Here is a 16,782-nt window from a genome sequence, read left to right as displayed (position 1 = left end):
CGGCTCGATACACCATCTCGAGCAGGGTGGGTCGTCAGAGCGAAAACGTGAGCAGGCATGGCCGGATTGTTGTGGCTGGCTTGCCAGCTAACTCGCTCTCAAGGGGGCCTCTCTTTTTGCCTCGCGAAGATCTGCAATCAGCCCTGCACCATAAAAAAATGCCAGCCGGTTACCCGGCTGGCATTGTTGCTGGTCTCTGACCGCGTCAGCCGATCAGCTGGTAAAGGATGGCGGAGATGGCAGTCATCCCCATCAGGGCCACGAAGGCATTGCTGATGTGGCCCTGATACTTCGCCATGGCCGGCACGCGCTTGATGGCGTACATCGGCATGATGAACAGGATGGTGGCGATGATGGGACCGCCCATCGACTCGATCATGCCGAGGATGGAGGGGTTGATCACCGCGGTGCCCCACAGGGTCAGGATGAAGAAGGCGATGATGAAGATCTCGACCTTCTTGTGGTTCGGCTCCTTGCCGGACTTGCGCAGGTTCTGGACGATCATCCCCTTCAGGCCTTCACGGGCACCCAGGTAGTGGCCGAAGAAGGAGGAGACGATGGCCACGAACGCCACCAGCGGACCGAAGTAAGAGATGATGGGGCTTGAGTGCTGGTTGGCCAGGTAGGAGAGCACGGCAATGTTCTGGGACTTGGCCTCGGCCAGCTGTGCCGGGGTCAGGCTCATCACGCAGGAGAAGACGAAGAACATCACGAAACCGAGCAGGATGGTCGCGGTGCGCTTGAGGATGGCGTCAGACTTCTCGACCGCCTGCTCGCCGTGATCGCGGCGCTGGGCCAGGGAGAAGCTGGAGATCGCCGGGCTGTGGTTGAAGGAGAACACCAGCACCGGGATGGTCAGCCACAGGGTGATGGCAAAGTCCTTGCCGGACGGCACCTGGGAGAGGGCGGCACCGGTCCAGTCCGGGATCAGGTAGAAGGAGATCCCCACCAGGATGGCAATGAGCGGGTAGACCAGGAACTCGGTCACTTTGAGCATCAGCTTCTCGCCAGCCAGCATCACCGACATCATGCCCATGATCAGCACGATGGAGAGGATCCAGCGCGGCGGCGCCGTCATCTGCAGCTGGTTGACCATGAAGCTTTCCACAGTATTGGTGATGCCCACCCCGTAGATCAGCACGATGGGGTAGATGGCGAAGAAGTAGAGCAGGGTGATTAATTTGCCGGCACCCACGCCGAAGTGCTCTTCCACCACTTCCGTGATGTCTGCATTGGGTTTGCTTGACGAGAGCACGAAGCGGGCGAGGCCGCGGTGTGCCAGATAGGTCATGGGGCCGACCAGCAGCGCCATGACCACCAGCGGCCAGAAGCCGCCCATGCCGGCGTTGATGGGCAGGAACAGGATGCCGGCGCCGACGGCGGTGCCGAACAGGCTGATTACCCAGCGAGTGTCTTGTTTGGTCCAACCACGCGATTGGACTGAGCGGGTTCCTTGCTCCTGTGAGGTCGCAACATCCTGTGCGCCGGTGACAGTATTAGACATGTGTCTCACCCCTGAATTGTGGTTTTTATAGGATCGGCGCAAGGATACGGGTTTTTTAATCAAAAATGTTGATCAAATTCACCTTTATGGGACTGAAAACCGCACTCTTTTATGGAAATGTGATCGAAAGAAGAATTAATCAATTATTTTTTATAAAACACCACGTTATTTTAGTGTTAACGCATGAATATTGCACAGGTGTTTGTTGGTAATATGTTATATGGAGAGTTGCCGTGACAGCTGGCGGATCATGCTGGCGGTTGCACCCCAGATAAAATGATCCTGCCAGGGGATCCAATAGATGGTATGCAGGTGATCGGCTCTGGGAATGGTCAGGGCGATATGGTGGCGCGGATCCAGCAGGTGGTTGAGCGGCACTTCGAAGGCCTGGTCGACCTCGTCCCGGCTCAGGGTGAGCTGATAGTCGGCCGCCACCAGTCCCAGCACCGGCAGCACGTCATATTGCGAGACGGTGTTGAGGGGAGCGAGGGTGCCAAGCACCTCTATTTGGGCCGGAACTATGCCCAGCTCTTCCTGGGTTTCCCGCAGCGCCGTGTGGATCAGGTCCCGGTCGTCGGGATCCTGCCTGCCACCGGGGAAGCTTATCTGTCCCGCGTGGTGGCGCAGGTGCGGACTGCGCCGGGTCAGCAGCAATTGCAGGCCGTCGGCCCGTTCAACCAGCGGCAGCAGCACGGCGGCGGGCTTGAGCCCGGCCACCGTCAGCCGGTGGGCGGGGGCGGGGCGTTGCAACAAAAAGCGGGTCAGCAGTTCGGCTCGTTCCATCTCGATTCTTCTTCACTCCTTCAAGTCGCTGAGATCATTTTGTCAGGTTTTCAACGCAGTGCGTCCAGCAGCGGCAGGATGCGGGCCACCTTGTCATAGGTTTCCTGATATTCGTCGTCCACGTCGGAGTCGGCGATGACGCCACCGCCAGCCCAGCAGTGGAGTTGGCCCTGTGCGGCGATCAGGGTGCGGATGCAGATGCTGGTGTCCATCCGGCCATGCTGGCTGAGGTAGCCGATGCTGCCGCAGTAGGCGTTGCGCCGCTGGGGCTCCAGCTCCTCGATGATCTCCATGGCCCGGATCTTGGGGGCGCCTGTGATGGAGCCACCGGGGAAGCAGGCGCGCAGCAGATCCACGCCCTGCCAGCGGGCATCCAGTTCGCCGTGAATGGTGGAGACCAGGTGGTGCACCGCCGGGAAGGATTCCACCGCAAACAGGCTGGGCACGCTGACCGAACCGGGCCGGCTCACCCGGCCGATGTCGTTGCGCAGCAGATCCACGATCATCAGATTTTCCGATCTGTCCTTGTCGGCCTCCGCCAGCTCGCGGGCACTGGCTTGATCCAGCGCAGGGTCGGTCAGCCGCGGGCGAGTGCCCTTGATGGGCTTGGTCTCGATGTGGCGCTGGTCGAGCAGCAGGAAACGCTCGGGGGAGAGGCTCAGGATGGCCCCTTGCGGCAAGCGCAGGAAGGCCGAGAAGGGGGCGCGGTTGGCCCGTGACAACGCCTGGTAAGCCTGCCACTCGTCACCTCGATAGGGGGCGCTGAAACGCTGGGTCAGGTTGATTTGATAGCAATCCCCTGCCGCCAGATAGGCCTGCACCCGGGCAAATTTGTCGCCATATTCGGCGCGGCTCATGTTGCTGCGCCAAGCGCCTGCAAGAGCGAAGGGGTCTGCGGCAAGCTCGTGTTGTGCCTCCAGCCACTGCAGCCGGCGGGCAAGGCCGGCCTCGTCGCCCCAGTGCACCAGCTGCCATTTGCCCGTTGCCACCTCTCGCAGCAGGGCCCAGTCATAGATGCCGACCGCCATGTCTGGGATGGTGACGTCGCGGGCGGCCAGGTTAGGCAGACGCTCGAAGCGGCGACCCAGATCATAGCCAAACAGGCCGAGCGCCCCGCCGATGAAGGGCAGGGGGGGCGCTTGAGTGGTGATCTCTCCCAGCAGATCGCGTTGGCACCGGGCCAGCAGGGTCAGCGGATCATCTTCACTGGACTCGTGTTGCTCTCCCTGCTCGATGCGGGTCAGCGCCCCGTCGGTCTGCAGGGTGGCCAGCGGATCGGCGGTGATGATATCGAAGCGGTTATCCGCACCCAGCGGGCCGGCGGATCCCAGCAACATGGCCCAGGGCAGGTGGTGAAGGCGGGCGAACAGCGCATGGAGCGCCATCTGGTGTTCAAAATGGTGGATATGCAGCGTTGGTTTCATTTTTTGTTACACAGGCAACAGTTTGCAGCCTGCTCCCTAGCCGGTACGGGGGTGGCAAGCGTATCATAGGCGTCGGAATTTTTAGAAAAAACGCGCCGTTGTCTTATCGGGCAGACAGGCAGACCGCCTGGCACCACCCCACCGAAGCACGGCTCATATGGAAGCCCTTGCTCCAACCAACACGGGAGACAAGGACCAGTGAGGATGATATGAGCATCATTAAAAAACAGGATTTTATCGATTCCATCGCCGACGCCCTGCAGTACATCTCCTACTACCACCCCCTTGATTTCGTGCATGCCGCCAAGGCCGCCTATGACCGGGAGATCAACCCGGCCGCCAAGGATGCCCTGGCCCAGATCCTGATCAACTCCCGCATGTCTGCCGAAGGCCATCGTCCGCTCTGCCAGGATACCGGCATCGTCACCTGCTTCGTCAAGATCGGCATGCAGGTGCAGTGGGACAGCGACATGACGGTGCAGGAGATGGTGGATGAAGGGACGCGCCGCGCCTACACCAATCCGGACAACCCGCTGCGAGCCTCCGTGCTGGCTGACCCCGCCGGCAGCCGCAAGAACACCAAAGACAACGCCCCGGCCGTGGTGCACATCGACATGATCCCGGGCAACAAGGTGGAAGTGAGCATCGCGGCCAAGGGCGGCGGCTCCGAGAACAAATCCAAGATGGTGATGCTCAACCCCTCCGACGACGTCGTCGAGTGGGTGCTCAAGACAGTGCCGACCATGGGGGCCGGCTGGTGTCCGCCCGGCATGCTGGGCATCGGCATCGGCGGTACTGCCGAAAAAGCGGCGGTGCTGGCCAAAGAGGCCCTGATGGAGCACATCGACATTCAGGAGCTGATCGCTCGTGGTCCCGAGACCACAGAGGAGAAGCTGCGGGTCGAGCTCTACGACAAGGTCAACAAGCTCGGCATCGGTGCCCAGGGCCTCGGCGGCCTCACGACCGTGCTGGACGTGAAGGTGAAGTCCGCCCCGACCCATGCCGCCTCCAAGCCGGTGGTGATGATCCCCAACTGCGCGGCTACCCGCCATGTCCACTTCGAGCTGGATGGTTCCGGCCCGGCCGAGCTGACCCCGCCGAAACTGGAAGATTGGCCGGAGATCACCCGCTCGGCCGGCGGCAACGTGCGCCGGGTCAATGTCGACGGCATCACCAAGGCAGAGCTCGCTAGCTGGAAGAGCGGAGATACCGTGCTGCTCTCCGGCAAGATCCTCACCGGTCGCGATGCCGCTCACAAGCGCATAGCCGACATGCTGAAAAAAGGTGAGGGGCTGCCGGAAGGGGTCGATTTCACCAACCGCTTCATCTATTACGTGGGGCCGGTCGATGCCGTGCGTGACGAAGTGGTCGGTCCGGCCGGCCCGACGACTTCCACCCGGATGGACAAGTTCACCGACATGATGCTGGGGGAAACCGGCCTCATCGGCATGATCGGTAAATCCGAGCGAGGCCCCAAGACGGTCGAGAGCATCAAGCAGCACCAGGCCGTCTATCTGATGGCCGTCGGTGGTGCCGCCTATCTGGTGGCCAAGGCCATCAAGAAGGCGCGGGTGGTGGCCTTCGCCGATCTGGGCATGGAAGCCATCTATGAGTTCGAAGTCGAGGACATGCCGGTAACCGTGGCGGTCGACTCCCAGGGCAACAATATCCACGAGACCGGGCCGGCCTACTGGTCTGCCAAGATTGCCGAGCTCGATGGCAAGCTGGCGTGAGTTGAAGATGCCTGAGGGCTGTTCACCTGCGGTATGGAGCCGGGTCATTATGCCCTGAGTGCACGGGCGCGATGCGCGACTGCCATGGATGTGGCCGTCATGCAGCCTCAGCCATAACAAACAAAACGAAGGCGACCCCAGGGTCGCCTTTTCTTGTCGTCTGCGTGTCAGTCGTGCGAATTTGAACTGCCAACTGCCAACTGCCAACTGCCAACTGCCAACTGCCAACTGACGCTCTCTGTGCGTGGCGCACAAGGCTGTCAACGCTGGATCCCACGTCCGCCAGTTGGCTGGCGCCTCTTCACCCTTGCCACTGTTGTCTGGTAGCAAGGGCTCTTTTTACTCTGTGATTGGCAAACGATTCATCACCCAATTCAAAAACCGCTGTCAAATCAACCTAACCGCATGTCTTCTCACGCGATTGGGTGGATCAGTGATTGAGATAAACATCCTGTCCGCCATAGACCAGCGAGCCACCATGAGCGGGAGAGGAGGCGACTGGCTCGAAGAAACGGGTCAATACGCCACAGCGTTGCCCCAACGTGTTCAGCTTGGCCCGATCCAGCGTGACCTGTTCCGGCAGCCAGGTCAGCACGGCGGCGCAGCGGCCGTTGCCCAGACTCTGCTCCAGCGTGGATTGCCAATTCTTGATCTTGGGGCTGTGTACCACCAGTACCCGAGCCGGATTGATCCCCTGTGCCTGCAACTGCTTGGCCACGGGCAGACCGGGTGGCGCAATGAGCAGGATCCAGCCCGTGTCACCCTGGCTCAAGCGCACCAGCTCATCGAGCAGCGGCGGCTCCCGGGTGAGGCTCGCAGAGTGGCGATATTCGTCCTGCTTGCCCTGATGGCGAGTGGGCCAGGGGGTGCTCATGCTGGCGACGGAGACAAGGGTGTGGCTCATGGGCTGGCTCATATGTTTTCCTGTATGAATAACCATGCTGTATGCGCATACAGTAGTTGTTGTTCGCAGTAGTGACAAGCCGTTTGTGGCCAAAAATGTGATCTGAACGGTAATGAAAGAAGTTAACTAATTGATTTTAAAATATATAAACTTCAATCTTGAGGTGGGTGTTTTTCAGGCTATGGACAAAGCGGGCAGGGGCGCCCATGGTTATACAGTATGTCCTGTACAGAGGAGAGATGAGGATGGACGTCAGCACCTTGCAACGACTGGATGCCAATATCCTGCTCGGGATCATCAATGAGAAGCTGCGCCTGGAGTGCGACGGGCTGGAGGAATTGCTGGCCTATTACGACATGACGGAAGACCAGCTTGCCACCCGCCTGTTGCAGATTGGCTACCACTACGATCCCATGAGCAACCAGTTCAAGGCTCACGGTTGATCGGCGAACACTCCCCGAATGGCACTGTTCTATTTTTTCATGAATGGCGCACATTGAAATCGTTTTCAATGTGCGCTGAATTTTCAGTTATTTTCATGGATTTTCAGCGCTTGGCAATCGTTGAAAACCTATTCATGAATTTATATTTGCGATATAGACTTAAGGTTTTGATTTTAAAGGAAATGATGGGTTTGTATTTGCAGGTTTCAGGAAAGGGTTTTCAAACTTGAACTGTCATTTTTATACGTTAAAGTGTGACTTGCGTTAACTTTTCAAGCTGCGGCTTTAGCTAGTATGCCCACGCCGGAACATATTCTCAGATAACAACAGCACCGGTCCCTGATGGGATAACAATTTATTATTCTGTAACGAAGGAAATGGTTTATGGCTACCAAGAAGAAGACAGACCAGGATCTCCAACTGGATAAAGATCAGCTCAAGGCGAGTATCGTGCGTCACCTGCGTTCTACCTTGGGTACAAGCGAACAGAAAGCCTCGCCAGAAGCGTGGTGGAAAGCGACCGCAGCCGCCGTCAACGAACAGGTGTACGAGCGCCTTACCCGCACTCAGCAGACTCACTTCAAGAAAGATACTCGTGCAATTCACTATCTCTCTGCTGAATTCCTGATGGGGCGCCTGACCTCCAACAACCTGCACAACCTCTCCCTGTACAAGATTTGCGAAGAGGCGTTGGGCGAACTCGGTCTGGAACTGACCGATCTGTGTGAACAAGAGCCCGACATGGCACTCGGCAACGGCGGCCTGGGCCGTCTGGCCGCCTGCTTCATCGATTCGCTGGCGACCCTGAACTACCCGGCGGTCGGCTATGGCATCCACTACGAGCACGGTCTGTTCCGTCAGGAAATTCAGGATGGCCGTCAGATTGAGCGTCCGGACTCCTGGCGCGAATATGGCAACCCTTGGGAGATCTGCCGCCCGGAATCGGTGCAGGAGATCCCGCTCTACGGTTACGTGGAGACCGTCTTTGGTGACAACGGCGGCCTCAAGAAGGTGTGGCACGCCGGTCGCAAGATCAAAGGGGTGCCCTGGGATATTCCGGTAGTCGGTTTTGGCGGTCATACCGTCAACATCCTGCGCCTGTGGGAGTCTCGCGCCTCCGAGTTTTTTGACTGGGACGTGTTCAACGCTGGTGGTTATATCGACTCCCAGGCGGAAAAAGCCCAGGCCGAGACCATCTCCAAGGTGCTCTATCCGAACGACGAGACCGACGCGGGCAAAGAGCTGCGCCTGATCCAGCAGTACTTCTTCTGTGCCTGCTCCATCAAGGACATCATGCGTCGCTACAAGCGGGTGCATGGCGCCGATTTCAGCAACTTTGCCGCCCAGATCGCCATTCAGCTCAACGATACCCACCCCACCGTCGCCATCCCCGAACTGATGCGGGTGCTGGTGGACGAAGAGGGGCTGACCTGGGAAGCGGCCTGGGCCATCAGCTACCAGGTGTTCTCCTACACCAACCACACCCTGCTGCCGGAAGCGCTGGAGAAGTGGTCGGTCAGCCTGTTCGAGAAGGTGCTGCCGCGCCATCTGGAAATCATTTACGAAATCAACGCCCGTTTCCTGGGCGAGCTGGTGGAGCCCAAGTGGCCGGGCAACGACGCCATCAAGGCCAAGCTCTCCATTATCGAAGAGGGAGCGGTGCGCAAGGTGCGTATGGGCAACCTGTGTGTCATCGGCTCCTCCAAGGTGAACGGCGTGGCCGAGATCCACTCCAAGCTGGTGAAGGAAGATCTCTTCCCCGAGTATGCCGAGCTGTGGCCCGAGAAGATGTGCAACGTCACCAACGGCGTGACCCCGCGTCGCTGGCTGCTGGCCTGCAACCCGGAACTGGCCGAGCTCTACAACGAAGTGGTGGGCAAGGAGTGGCCGCTGCAACTGGACAAGCTGCGCAGCGTCACCAAGTTTGCCGACGACAAGGCCTTCCAGAAGCAGTTCATGACCATCAAGCGCCACAACAAGGAGAAGCTGGTTAAGGTCATCAAGGCGGAAACCGGTATCGAGGTCAGTGCCGAGGCGATCTTCGACGTCCAGATCAAGCGTCTGCACGAGTACAAGCGCCAGCAACTGAACCTCATCCACATCATGGCGCTCTATCGTCGTCTGCTGGCCAACCCCGACTACGACATGCATCCGCGGGTGTTCATCTTCGGCTCCAAGGCGGCGCCCGGTTACAAGCTGGCCAAGGACATCATCTACGCCATCAACAAGCTGGCGGAGCGGGTCAACAATGACACCCGCATTCAGGGCAAGCTGAAAGTGGTGTTCATGCCGAACTACCGGGTGAGCCTGGCCGAGAAGCTGATCCCGGCGGCCGACGTCTCCGAGCAGATCTCCACTGCCGGTTATGAAGCCTCTGGTACCGGCAACATGAAGATGGCCCTGAACGGTGCCATCACCATAGGTACCCTGGACGGCGCCAACATCGAGATCGCCGAAGAGGCGGGGGCCGAGAACTGCGCCATCTTCGGTCTGAATGTGGACGAGGTGAAGGCACTGAAGGGGCGCGGTTACAACCCGTATGACTTCTACTACGCCAACTCCGAGCTCAAAGCCGTGCTGGACTGGTTTGATACCGACTACTTCACGCCAGGTCGTCCGGGTGAGCTCTCCTCCATCAAGCGCTCCTTGCTGGAAGGGGGTGATCCCTACCTGACGCTGGCCGATTTTGCCTCCTACTCGGAAGCACACAAGCTGATCGATACCTGGTATCGGGATCCGGCACTGTGGGCCAAGAAGGCCATCATCAACTCGGCCACCATGGGCAAGTTCAACTCCGATCGCTCCATCCAGGACTATGTGGATCGGATCTGGAACCTGAAGCCCTGCAGCATCTGCTGACAAGAGAGCAAACCCAAACCCCCGCCATGCGGGGGTTTTTTTATTGGGCGTGGGCGGCGTTGGTTGTGTGAACGCGGGACAAAAGCAAACAGCCCAACACCCAACGGCCTGCCCATTGCCACCTCTGCGTGCGGTTCTGGTGTTCGAGGACGTGTGACGTCGAATGAGGGGGCTGAGGACGGGAGAAAAAGGTGCGCACTCGAGTGTCGGCAGGTGAGAGAGGCAATAAAAAAAGGCCCCGTCAGGGGCCTTGGTATCTGGTTTGTCAGTGCAGTATGTCGCCCATGAAGTAGGCGAGCATGGTCAGAATGACGGTGAAGACCAGGTTCAGCACCAGGCCGGCTCGCATCATCTCACGTTGTTTGATGTAACCGCTGGCGAACACGATGGCGTTGGGCGGGGTGGCCACCGGCAGCATGAAGGCGCAGGAGGCGCCGACGGCGATCAGCACGGAGACAACGATGGGGGAGACCCCCAGCGCCTCGGCGACCCCGGCAAACAGCGGCACCAGCAGGGCGGCGGTGGCGGTGTTGGAGACCAGTTCGGTCAGGAACACCACGAACGCGGCCAGGCAGAGCAGGATGATGAAGATCGGCATGGTGGCCAGACCGTTGGAGAGGTGTTCCGCCAGGAAGGCGTTGGCGCCGGTCTGCTTCAGGATGGCGCTTAAGGTGAGGCCACCGCCGAACAGCATCAGCACGCCCCAGTCGGTGTTCTGGTTGATGTCATCCCAGCTGGCCACCCGGCTGATGGCAATGGCAACAATGGCGCCCATGGCGATCAGGGTATCGAACTGGGGAATGCCCCCCATTGCCTTGGCGATGGGTTGGGAGCCGATCCACAGCAGCACCGTGGTCAGGAAGATGAGCAGGGTGATCTTGCGTTGACCGGTCCACTGGATGGTCACCTTCTCGGTGCTGACCTGATGGGAGAGGTCGGGGCGCGTCACCAGATACAGCAGGCCGATGCCCACCGGCATGAAGATGAGCACCACAGGGATGCCGAACTTCATCCAGTCGGTGAAACCCAGCCCCATCTGGGCGGCCGCGATGGCGTTGGGCGGGCTGCCCACCAGGGTGCCGATGCCGCCGATGCTGGCGCTGTAGGCGACCCCCAGCAGGACGAAGACCAGGGTGCGACGCTCCTTGTGGGCGTCGATGCCTTTGAGCATGCCGAGGGCCAGCGGCATCATCATGGCGGCGGTGGCGGTGTTGCTGATCCACATGGAGAGGGCGGCCGTGATGGTGAAGAGCACGATGGCGGCCCAGCCAAGGTGACCCTTGGCAAGCTGCATCACCTTGGCGGCGATCTGGGTATCCAGCCCTTGTTTGGAGAGGGCTGCAGCCAGTGCGAAGCCGCCGAAGAAGAGAAACAGCACCGGGTTGGCGAAATCCGTCAGGGACTTGCTCATGTCAAACACCCCGAGCAGGGTGGCGAGTACCGGGATGGAGAGGGCCGTGATGGTGATGTTGACTGCTTCGGTCAGCCAGAGAATGGCGATGAAGACCAGTATCCCCAGCCCCTTGTTGACGTTGGGGTCAAACGGCAGCCAGGCGAGCATGGCACAGAGCAGCAGGACATCCAGGATGACGATCCCGGATTTGACGTCCAGCCAGCGTGATGGGGTAGTAGAGGGTACTGCAGATGTGTGCATATCGTTCTCTCGGTTAATTTATGGTTGTTGTTGTGTTGCCGAGATTACATTCATCCCCCCGTTTGAAACAGGGGGATCTGGTCAAAGCATGCCGAGACTCACAGAGTCAAGACAAGTTAAAACATAAATAAAACACAAATTAAACAAATTGGTATCATTTGTGGCTGTTCAGGAAGGAGGCAAGCCACTCCTTGAACAGACTGGGGGGCAGGGAGCCGCTGCGCTGAGCCAGCATCTTGCCCTGCTTGAATACCATCAGGGTGGGAATACTGCGAATGGCGTAGCGGGCCGCAATGGCGGCCTGTTGCTCGGTATCGACCTTGACGAAGCGGATTTTTGGCTCAAGCTCACTGGCAACTTGTTGAAAAACAGGTGAAAATTGAAGGCATGGTCCACACCAGCTGGCCCAGAAGTCGACCACGACCGGGATGTCGGACTGGATCAGGGTATCGAATTGCTGCTCCTGGCCGGTGACCGGGGTGGTGGCGAACAGTCCGCTCTTGCAGCGACCACACTTCGCGTTTGAATCCAGCTTCTCCTCGGGCAGGCGGTTCCTGGTGAAGCAATGGCTACAATAGGTAGTGATAAATGACATAATTGATTCCTGTATGCATAAGCCCTGCAACATCTTTATTGCACTGTCAGGGCAGAGTAACGGTAACATAGCAGTCAATTATCTTTCACAGCCAGTGATCCCGTAGCGACGTGATGTCGGTGGATGCATGGCCATGACATGAGAATCGAGACGGGATGAATAATGTGACACGGGTCAATCGTGTTGTACTTAGCCTGATCATCGTATCGCTGCTGGCGTTTTCCGGCTATTGCTGGCAACTGCTCAGCCAGCAACAGAAAGCCTCGGAGCTCAGCGTGGCGGCGGAGTTGATCCTCAACCGGGTCAATACCGATACCGTCTATCTGCTGGGGCGCGAGAAGGCCAACGACGGCAATGTACAGCAGCGTCTCAATCAGCTGTCGAGCAACCTCGACAGTTTCGTACGCCAGGTGCGCAACGACCCCGACTCGGCCGACAATCCTCACTCTCAATCGCTGTTGCACGATATCGACAGCTATCTGCTTGATCTCGCCAAGCTCTACTCCATGGAGATGGCGATCGAGTACATAGAACAGCCCTTTCAAAAGCAGCTGAACGGCTTGCTGGCGACCCTGCCGGCGGACGCGCCGCTGGCCATCGATCTGACCGAGCTGGCCCAGCTCAGCAATTACCTCAAACGCAGCTGGGACAAAGGCGAGCAACAGCAGTTGCAGGCCCTGCAGCGCCGTCTCAAGACAGCCTATCCCGCTTATCCCGAGGTAGTCGGGTTGGCCCAGCTGAGTGAGGATGTCAGTCATCAGGTCGTGGCATATCACGTGCTGCGCAACCAGGTCATCGACATGCACGAGCTGGAGGGGCTGTCGCGCTGGAAACAGAGCAAGATGGAGCAGGCCTCCTCTCTCAAGAGTCGCTTCTACCTGATGGTGCTGGGGGGGGCCATGCTCTGCTTCGGACTGGTGGCGGTGACCCTGTGGCGGCGCAACCAGAAGCTGAGCGAGTTGTCGCGTCAGACCGGTTTGCTGGCCCAGGCCAAGAGCGACTTTCTGGCCAACATGAGCCACGAGATCCGCACCCCCATGAACGCCATCATCGGCTTCAGCTCGCTGGCGCTGCAGACCGAGCTGGATCAACAGCAGCGCGATTATCTCAGCAAGATCAAATCCTCATCGGATACCTTGCTGCTGCTCATCAACGACATCCTGGACCTGACCAAGGTGGAGTCCGGCAAGTTGACGCTGGAGGAGATCGACTTCGATCTCAGCGAGCAGATCGACTCGCTGGCGGGTATGTTCGCCGATCTGGCCGAACGCAAGCATGTCGAGGTCATCATCAACAAGTCGCCGGCGGTGCCCGACTTTCTGCGCGGCGATCCGCTGCGCCTCGGTCAGGTGCTGGTCAATCTGGTCAACAACGCCATCAAGTTCACCGAGCGGGGCGAGGTGGAGGTGTCCATCACCCTGGTCAACCCCCATCCCATGCAGGTGCGTTTCAGCGTGCGCGACACCGGCATCGGCATTGCCGAGGAGAAACAGGCCCAGCTGTTCCAGCCCTTCACCCAGCTGGAGGCGGGCAACACCCGCAAATATGGCGGCTCCGGGCTTGGCCTCAACATCTCCCAGCGGCTGGTGGAGCTGATGGGAGGACGGATCACGGTGCAGAGCAAGCCGGGTGCGGGCTCGGTGTTTCAGTTCGAGATCCCCATGACCAAGGCGGTGTATGGCGTCTCCGGGCGGCGGGTCTTCTTCGAAAACCAGCCGCTGGTGCTGGTGATGGATGACAACGAGCTGGTGCTTGACCTGGCCAAGGATATCCTGGGCCGGGCAGGGGCCAGGGTGATGGCGGTCAACAGCCTCTCGCGGGCGCGTCAGGTGCTGCGGGAAGAGGGGCAGAACGTCCGGCTGGCCATTCTCGACTGGCGCATGGGGCAGGAGGATGGGCTGGATCTGGCGCTCGAGATGTATCAGCACAGCCAGTGGCGCCGGCTGCCCATCCTGATGACCAGTGCCTGGGCCAAGGAGGGACTGCACGGGCGGATGGAGAGCATGGGGCTGACCCATTTTCTGCCCAAGCCGATGACCGAAAATGCCCTGCTGGCCAAGGTGGACGAGCTGCTCAACGGCAGTTCACACGATCAGCAGTTCCGTCAGGCCGAAGTGCAGGGCGATCAGCAGCATTTTCGTGAGCTGCTGCAAGGTATCCGGGTGTTGCTGGCGGAGGACAATAGGGTCAACCAGCAGCTCATCATCGAGTATCTGCGCCGGGTCGATGCCCTGGTGACCGTGGTGGGCAACGGCCGGGAGGCGGTCGAGCGGGTGGCCGAGCAGCCGTTCGACGTGATCCTGATGGACTTGCAGATGCCGGTGCTGGACGGGCTGGATGCCACCCGTCAAATCCGCAAGATGGTGGACAAGCACGATGTGCCCATCATCGCCTTGACGGCCAGCGCCATGCCGGGAGACAGGGAACGCTGTCTCGGCGTGGGGATGAACGGCTATGTCACCAAGCCGGTCAGCAAGCTCGATCTCTACAACAACCTGTTGCAGTGGGTGAAGAGTGCCAGCGGCGAGCGGTTGGTGCCGCTGGAGGTGAAGCCGCCCGACCTGATGGGGGTACTGGATCTGGAGGATGCCCTCAGACGGCTGGAGCAGGACAAGGAGGCGCTGCAGATCCTGTTCAAGCTGTTCATGTCGGAGCACAAGGACGACCTGTGGGAGATCCGCTCCGCCCTGCGTCGCCAGCAGCCCGACATCGCCTGCCGGTTGCTGCATACCCTCAAGGGGGTTTCCGCCAACATCTCCGCCTCCCGCCTGCAGATCCTCGCCGGCGAGCTGGAGTGGCGACTGCGCCAGCAGGAAGAGCTCACCGAGCAGGATCTGGAGCAGTTGCAGCAGGTCTTCAGTCTGACCCGGGAGGAGGTGTCTCACTTCCTGCTGACCGGAGAGCAGCATGAAGCATCGTATGGTGCCTTTGAACAGCGCGATGATCGTTTGTTGTAACAAGTGAAATAGCAATAATTCTCAAGCCTTCTGCTTCAGGCTATCATGACCTCCTCGTATCGCCCCCAGCCGGGGGCGATTGCATTGGGCTTTCCATGACGGGCGGCAGCCTCGGCCTGCCGCGACAAAGGATATCTACGTGAGCGTATTTGCAAGGCTGGGCTGGTTCTTCAAAGAGCAGTGGCAGCGTTACCTGGTCGCCATCTCGCTGTTGATGATGGTGGCCCTGTTGACCGTGATCCCGCCCAAGGTGGTGGGCTGGGTGGTGGATGGCATCGCCAAAGGGTCGCTGGACAGCGCCACCCTGACCGGTTATCTGGCCGGCTTGTTCGGCCTGGGTCTGCTCATCTATCTACTGCGCTACGTGTGGCGGGTCATGCTGTTTGGTGCCTCTTACCGGTTGGCCTATGTGCTGCGCAACCGGCTCTTTGGCCACTTCACCCGCATGAGCCCGGACTTTTATCAGCGCCACCGCACCGGCGATCTGATGGCCCACGCCACCAACGACATCCAGGCGGTGGAGATGACCGCCGGGGAAGGGGTGTTGACCCTGGTGGACTCCATGATCGTCGGGATCCTGGTGCTCTCCATCATGTGCAGCCAGTACTCCTGGCAGCTGACCTTGCTCTCCCTGTTGCCGCTGCCGGTGATGGCGTTCTTCATGAACCGCTTCGGCACCCAGATCTACAAGGAGTTCAAGGCGGCGCAGGGGGCCTTTTCCCGGCTCAACAACAAGACCCAGGAGGCGCTCTCCGGCGTGCGGGTGCTCAAGTCCTACGCGGTGGAGTCGCTTGAAGATCGCGGTTTTGCCGAACTGACCCGGGAGGCGGGCGCCTGCAACATGGCGGTGGCCCGTATCGATGCCAAGTTCGACCCCGTGATTTACCTGTGCATCGGCTGCTCCTACTTCCTCGCAGTGGCCGGCGGCAGCGCCCTGGTGCTGCGTGACGAGCTGACCCTGGGGGAGCTCACCAGCTTCACCATGTACCTCGGTCAGCTGATCTGGCCCATGTTTGCCATCGCCTGGCTGTTCAACATCATCGAGCGCGGCAGCGCCGCCTATTCGCGGATCGAGAGCCTGCTGGCCGAGCGCAGCGACATCGAAGAGCCGGTTCACCCGGTGGCGCTGGCCTCGGCCTTTCCGCTGCGCGCCGTGGCGCTCAGCTACCAGCTCGAGCAGCGCACCCTGCTGCGCAATGTGGAGTTCACCCTGCAAGCCGGCGGCATGCTGGGGATCGTCGGGCGCACCGGGGCGGGCAAGAGTTCCCTGCTCAAGTTGCTGATGCGGCTGGCCAACCCCACCGCGGGGGAGATCTGCATGGGGGAGGTACCCATCTCACAACTGGCGCTGGGTGAGCTGCGCAGCCAGTTTGCCTATGTGCCGCAGGAGCCGTTCCTCTTCTCCACCACCATCGCCGCCAACATCGCCCTCGGCCGCCCCGATGCCAGCCGGGAGGAGATTGAGCGGGTGGCGCGCATCGCCTGCGTGCACGATGACATCAGCCGCTTTCCCAAGGGTTATGAGACCGAAGTGGGGGAGAAGGGGGTGACCCTCTCCGGCGGCCAGAAACAGCGGCTCGCCATCGCCCGCGCCCTGCTGCTGGAGGCTCCCATCCTGGTGCTGGACGATGCCCTCTCGGCGGTGGATGCCCACACCGAGCAGCAGATCCTGCACGCCCTCAAGGCCCACAAACGGACCCTGATCCTGGTCAGCCACCGGATGACGGCGGTGGAACAGGCCGACGAGATCCTGGTGCTGGAGCAGGGCCATGTCAGTGAGCGGGGTCGCCACGGCGCCCTGATGGCCCACAACGGCTGGTATGCGGACATGGTCCGTTATCAACGTCTCGAGCAAGACGTGGAGGAGAGCCTGTGAGTCCACTCATCAAGTGCGTCTTCACTCGGTGTGGCGCTGAGCCTGAGTGC

Annotated in this window: 11 protein-coding genes; 5 read left to right on the top strand and 6 right to left on the bottom strand. The window is 59.9% G+C overall.

Annotated elements, in window-relative coordinates; genetic code table 11:
• Nucleotides 1–205: 205 nt before the first annotated feature.
• The 3 genes from CK627_RS16060 to pabB form a co-directional block, all read right to left on the bottom strand.
• Complete coding sequence (locus CK627_RS16060) at nucleotides 206–1,504, bottom strand: serine/threonine transporter (RefSeq protein WP_095592849.1); 1,299 nt, start codon at nucleotides 1,502–1,504, stop codon at nucleotides 206–208.
• A 216-nt stretch (nucleotides 1,505–1,720) separates the two neighbouring features.
• Complete coding sequence (locus CK627_RS16055; protein WP_019838717.1) at nucleotides 1,721–2,287, bottom strand: CoA pyrophosphatase; 567 nt, start codon at nucleotides 2,285–2,287, stop codon at nucleotides 1,721–1,723.
• A 50-nt stretch (nucleotides 2,288–2,337) separates the two neighbouring features.
• Entirely contained in the window at nucleotides 2,338–3,672 is a 1,335-nt protein-coding gene (gene pabB, locus CK627_RS16050) for an aminodeoxychorismate synthase component 1 (protein WP_167385430.1), read from the bottom strand.
• A 248-nt stretch (nucleotides 3,673–3,920) separates the two neighbouring features.
• Between pabB and CK627_RS16045 the strand changes: the two genes are divergently transcribed.
• The gene (locus CK627_RS16045; RefSeq protein ID WP_010634118.1) at nucleotides 3,921–5,444 is read left to right on the top strand and encodes a fumarate hydratase; all 1,524 of its coding nucleotides are present in this window, start codon (nucleotides 3,921–3,923) and stop codon (nucleotides 5,442–5,444) included.
• Between the two features lie 430 nt (nucleotides 5,445–5,874).
• On the opposite strand, the gene CK627_RS16040 is transcribed toward CK627_RS16045, so the two are convergent.
• The gene (locus tag CK627_RS16040) at nucleotides 5,875–6,360 is read right to left on the bottom strand and encodes a cell division inhibitor (protein WP_005300386.1); all 486 of its coding nucleotides are present in this window, start codon (nucleotides 6,358–6,360) and stop codon (nucleotides 5,875–5,877) included.
• Between the two features lie 233 nt (nucleotides 6,361–6,593).
• Between CK627_RS16040 and CK627_RS16035 the strand changes: the two genes are divergently transcribed.
• Entirely contained in the window at nucleotides 6,594–6,791 is a 198-nt protein-coding gene (locus CK627_RS16035; protein ID WP_005300391.1) for a DUF4250 domain-containing protein, read from the top strand.
• 384 nt (nucleotides 6,792–7,175) lie between these two features.
• Nucleotides 7,176–9,650, top strand: coding sequence for a glycogen/starch/alpha-glucan phosphorylase (locus tag CK627_RS16025; protein WP_095592847.1), 2,475 nt, complete (start codon nucleotides 7,176–7,178; stop codon nucleotides 9,648–9,650).
• Between the two features lie 265 nt (nucleotides 9,651–9,915).
• Here CK627_RS16025 and CK627_RS16020 read toward each other — a convergent pair whose 3' ends face one another.
• Together CK627_RS16020 and trxC are read right to left on the bottom strand one after the other, a co-directional pair.
• Nucleotides 9,916–11,304 carry an SLC13 family permease gene (locus CK627_RS16020; RefSeq protein WP_005300397.1) on the bottom strand — a complete coding sequence of 463 codons (1,389 nt, stop codon included), beginning with the start codon at nucleotides 11,302–11,304 and terminating at the stop codon, nucleotides 9,916–9,918.
• A gap of 154 nt (nucleotides 11,305–11,458) precedes the next feature.
• Nucleotides 11,459–11,899 carry a thioredoxin TrxC gene (trxC, locus tag CK627_RS16015; RefSeq protein ID WP_095592846.1) on the bottom strand — a complete coding sequence of 147 codons (441 nt, stop codon included), beginning with the start codon at nucleotides 11,897–11,899 and terminating at the stop codon, nucleotides 11,459–11,461.
• Between the two features lie 155 nt (nucleotides 11,900–12,054).
• Between trxC and CK627_RS16010 the strand changes: the two genes are divergently transcribed.
• The gene (locus CK627_RS16010) at nucleotides 12,055–14,856 is read left to right on the top strand and encodes a response regulator (protein WP_010634113.1); all 2,802 of its coding nucleotides are present in this window, start codon (nucleotides 12,055–12,057) and stop codon (nucleotides 14,854–14,856) included.
• Nucleotides 14,857–14,995: 139 nt separating this feature from the next.
• On the top strand, nucleotides 14,996–16,732 hold the full coding sequence (locus CK627_RS16005) for an ABC transporter transmembrane domain-containing protein (protein WP_095592845.1): 1,737 nt from the start codon (nucleotides 14,996–14,998) through the stop codon (nucleotides 16,730–16,732).
• Nucleotides 16,733–16,782: the final 50 nt, after the last annotated feature.

It is taken from the genome of Aeromonas dhakensis, assembly GCF_002285935.1.
Lineage (GTDB): Bacteria > Pseudomonadota > Gammaproteobacteria > Enterobacterales > Aeromonadaceae > Aeromonas > Aeromonas dhakensis.
This window is presented reverse-complemented; position numbering and strand designations above follow the sequence as displayed.

Bases quoted from the DNA above. Each gene is read 5' to 3' on its own strand.
- pabB (WP_167385430.1), bottom strand. From the start codon at position 3,672: ATGGCGCTCCATGCGCTGTTCGCCCGCCTTCACCACCTGCCCTGGGCC.
- CK627_RS16055 (WP_019838717.1), bottom strand. From the start codon at position 2,287: ATGGAACGAGCCGAACTGCTGACCCGCTTTTTGTTGCAACGCCCCGCC.
- CK627_RS16020 (WP_005300397.1), bottom strand. From the start codon at position 11,304: ATGCACACATCTGCAGTACCCTCTACTACCCCATCACGCTGGCTGGAC.
- CK627_RS16025 (WP_095592847.1), top strand. From the start codon at position 7,176: ATGGCTACCAAGAAGAAGACAGACCAGGATCTCCAACTGGATAAAGAT.
- CK627_RS16010 (WP_010634113.1), top strand. From the start codon at position 12,055: ATGAATAATGTGACACGGGTCAATCGTGTTGTACTTAGCCTGATCATC.
- CK627_RS16040 (WP_005300386.1), bottom strand. From the start codon at position 6,360: ATGAGCCAGCCCATGAGCCACACCCTTGTCTCCGTCGCCAGCATGAGC.
- CK627_RS16045 (WP_010634118.1), top strand. From the start codon at position 3,921: ATGAGCATCATTAAAAAACAGGATTTTATCGATTCCATCGCCGACGCC.
- trxC (WP_095592846.1), bottom strand. From the start codon at position 11,899: ATGTCATTTATCACTACCTATTGTAGCCATTGCTTCACCAGGAACCGC.
- CK627_RS16035 (WP_005300391.1), top strand. From the start codon at position 6,594: ATGGACGTCAGCACCTTGCAACGACTGGATGCCAATATCCTGCTCGGG.
- CK627_RS16060 (WP_095592849.1), bottom strand. From the start codon at position 1,504: ATGTCTAATACTGTCACCGGCGCACAGGATGTTGCGACCTCACAGGAG.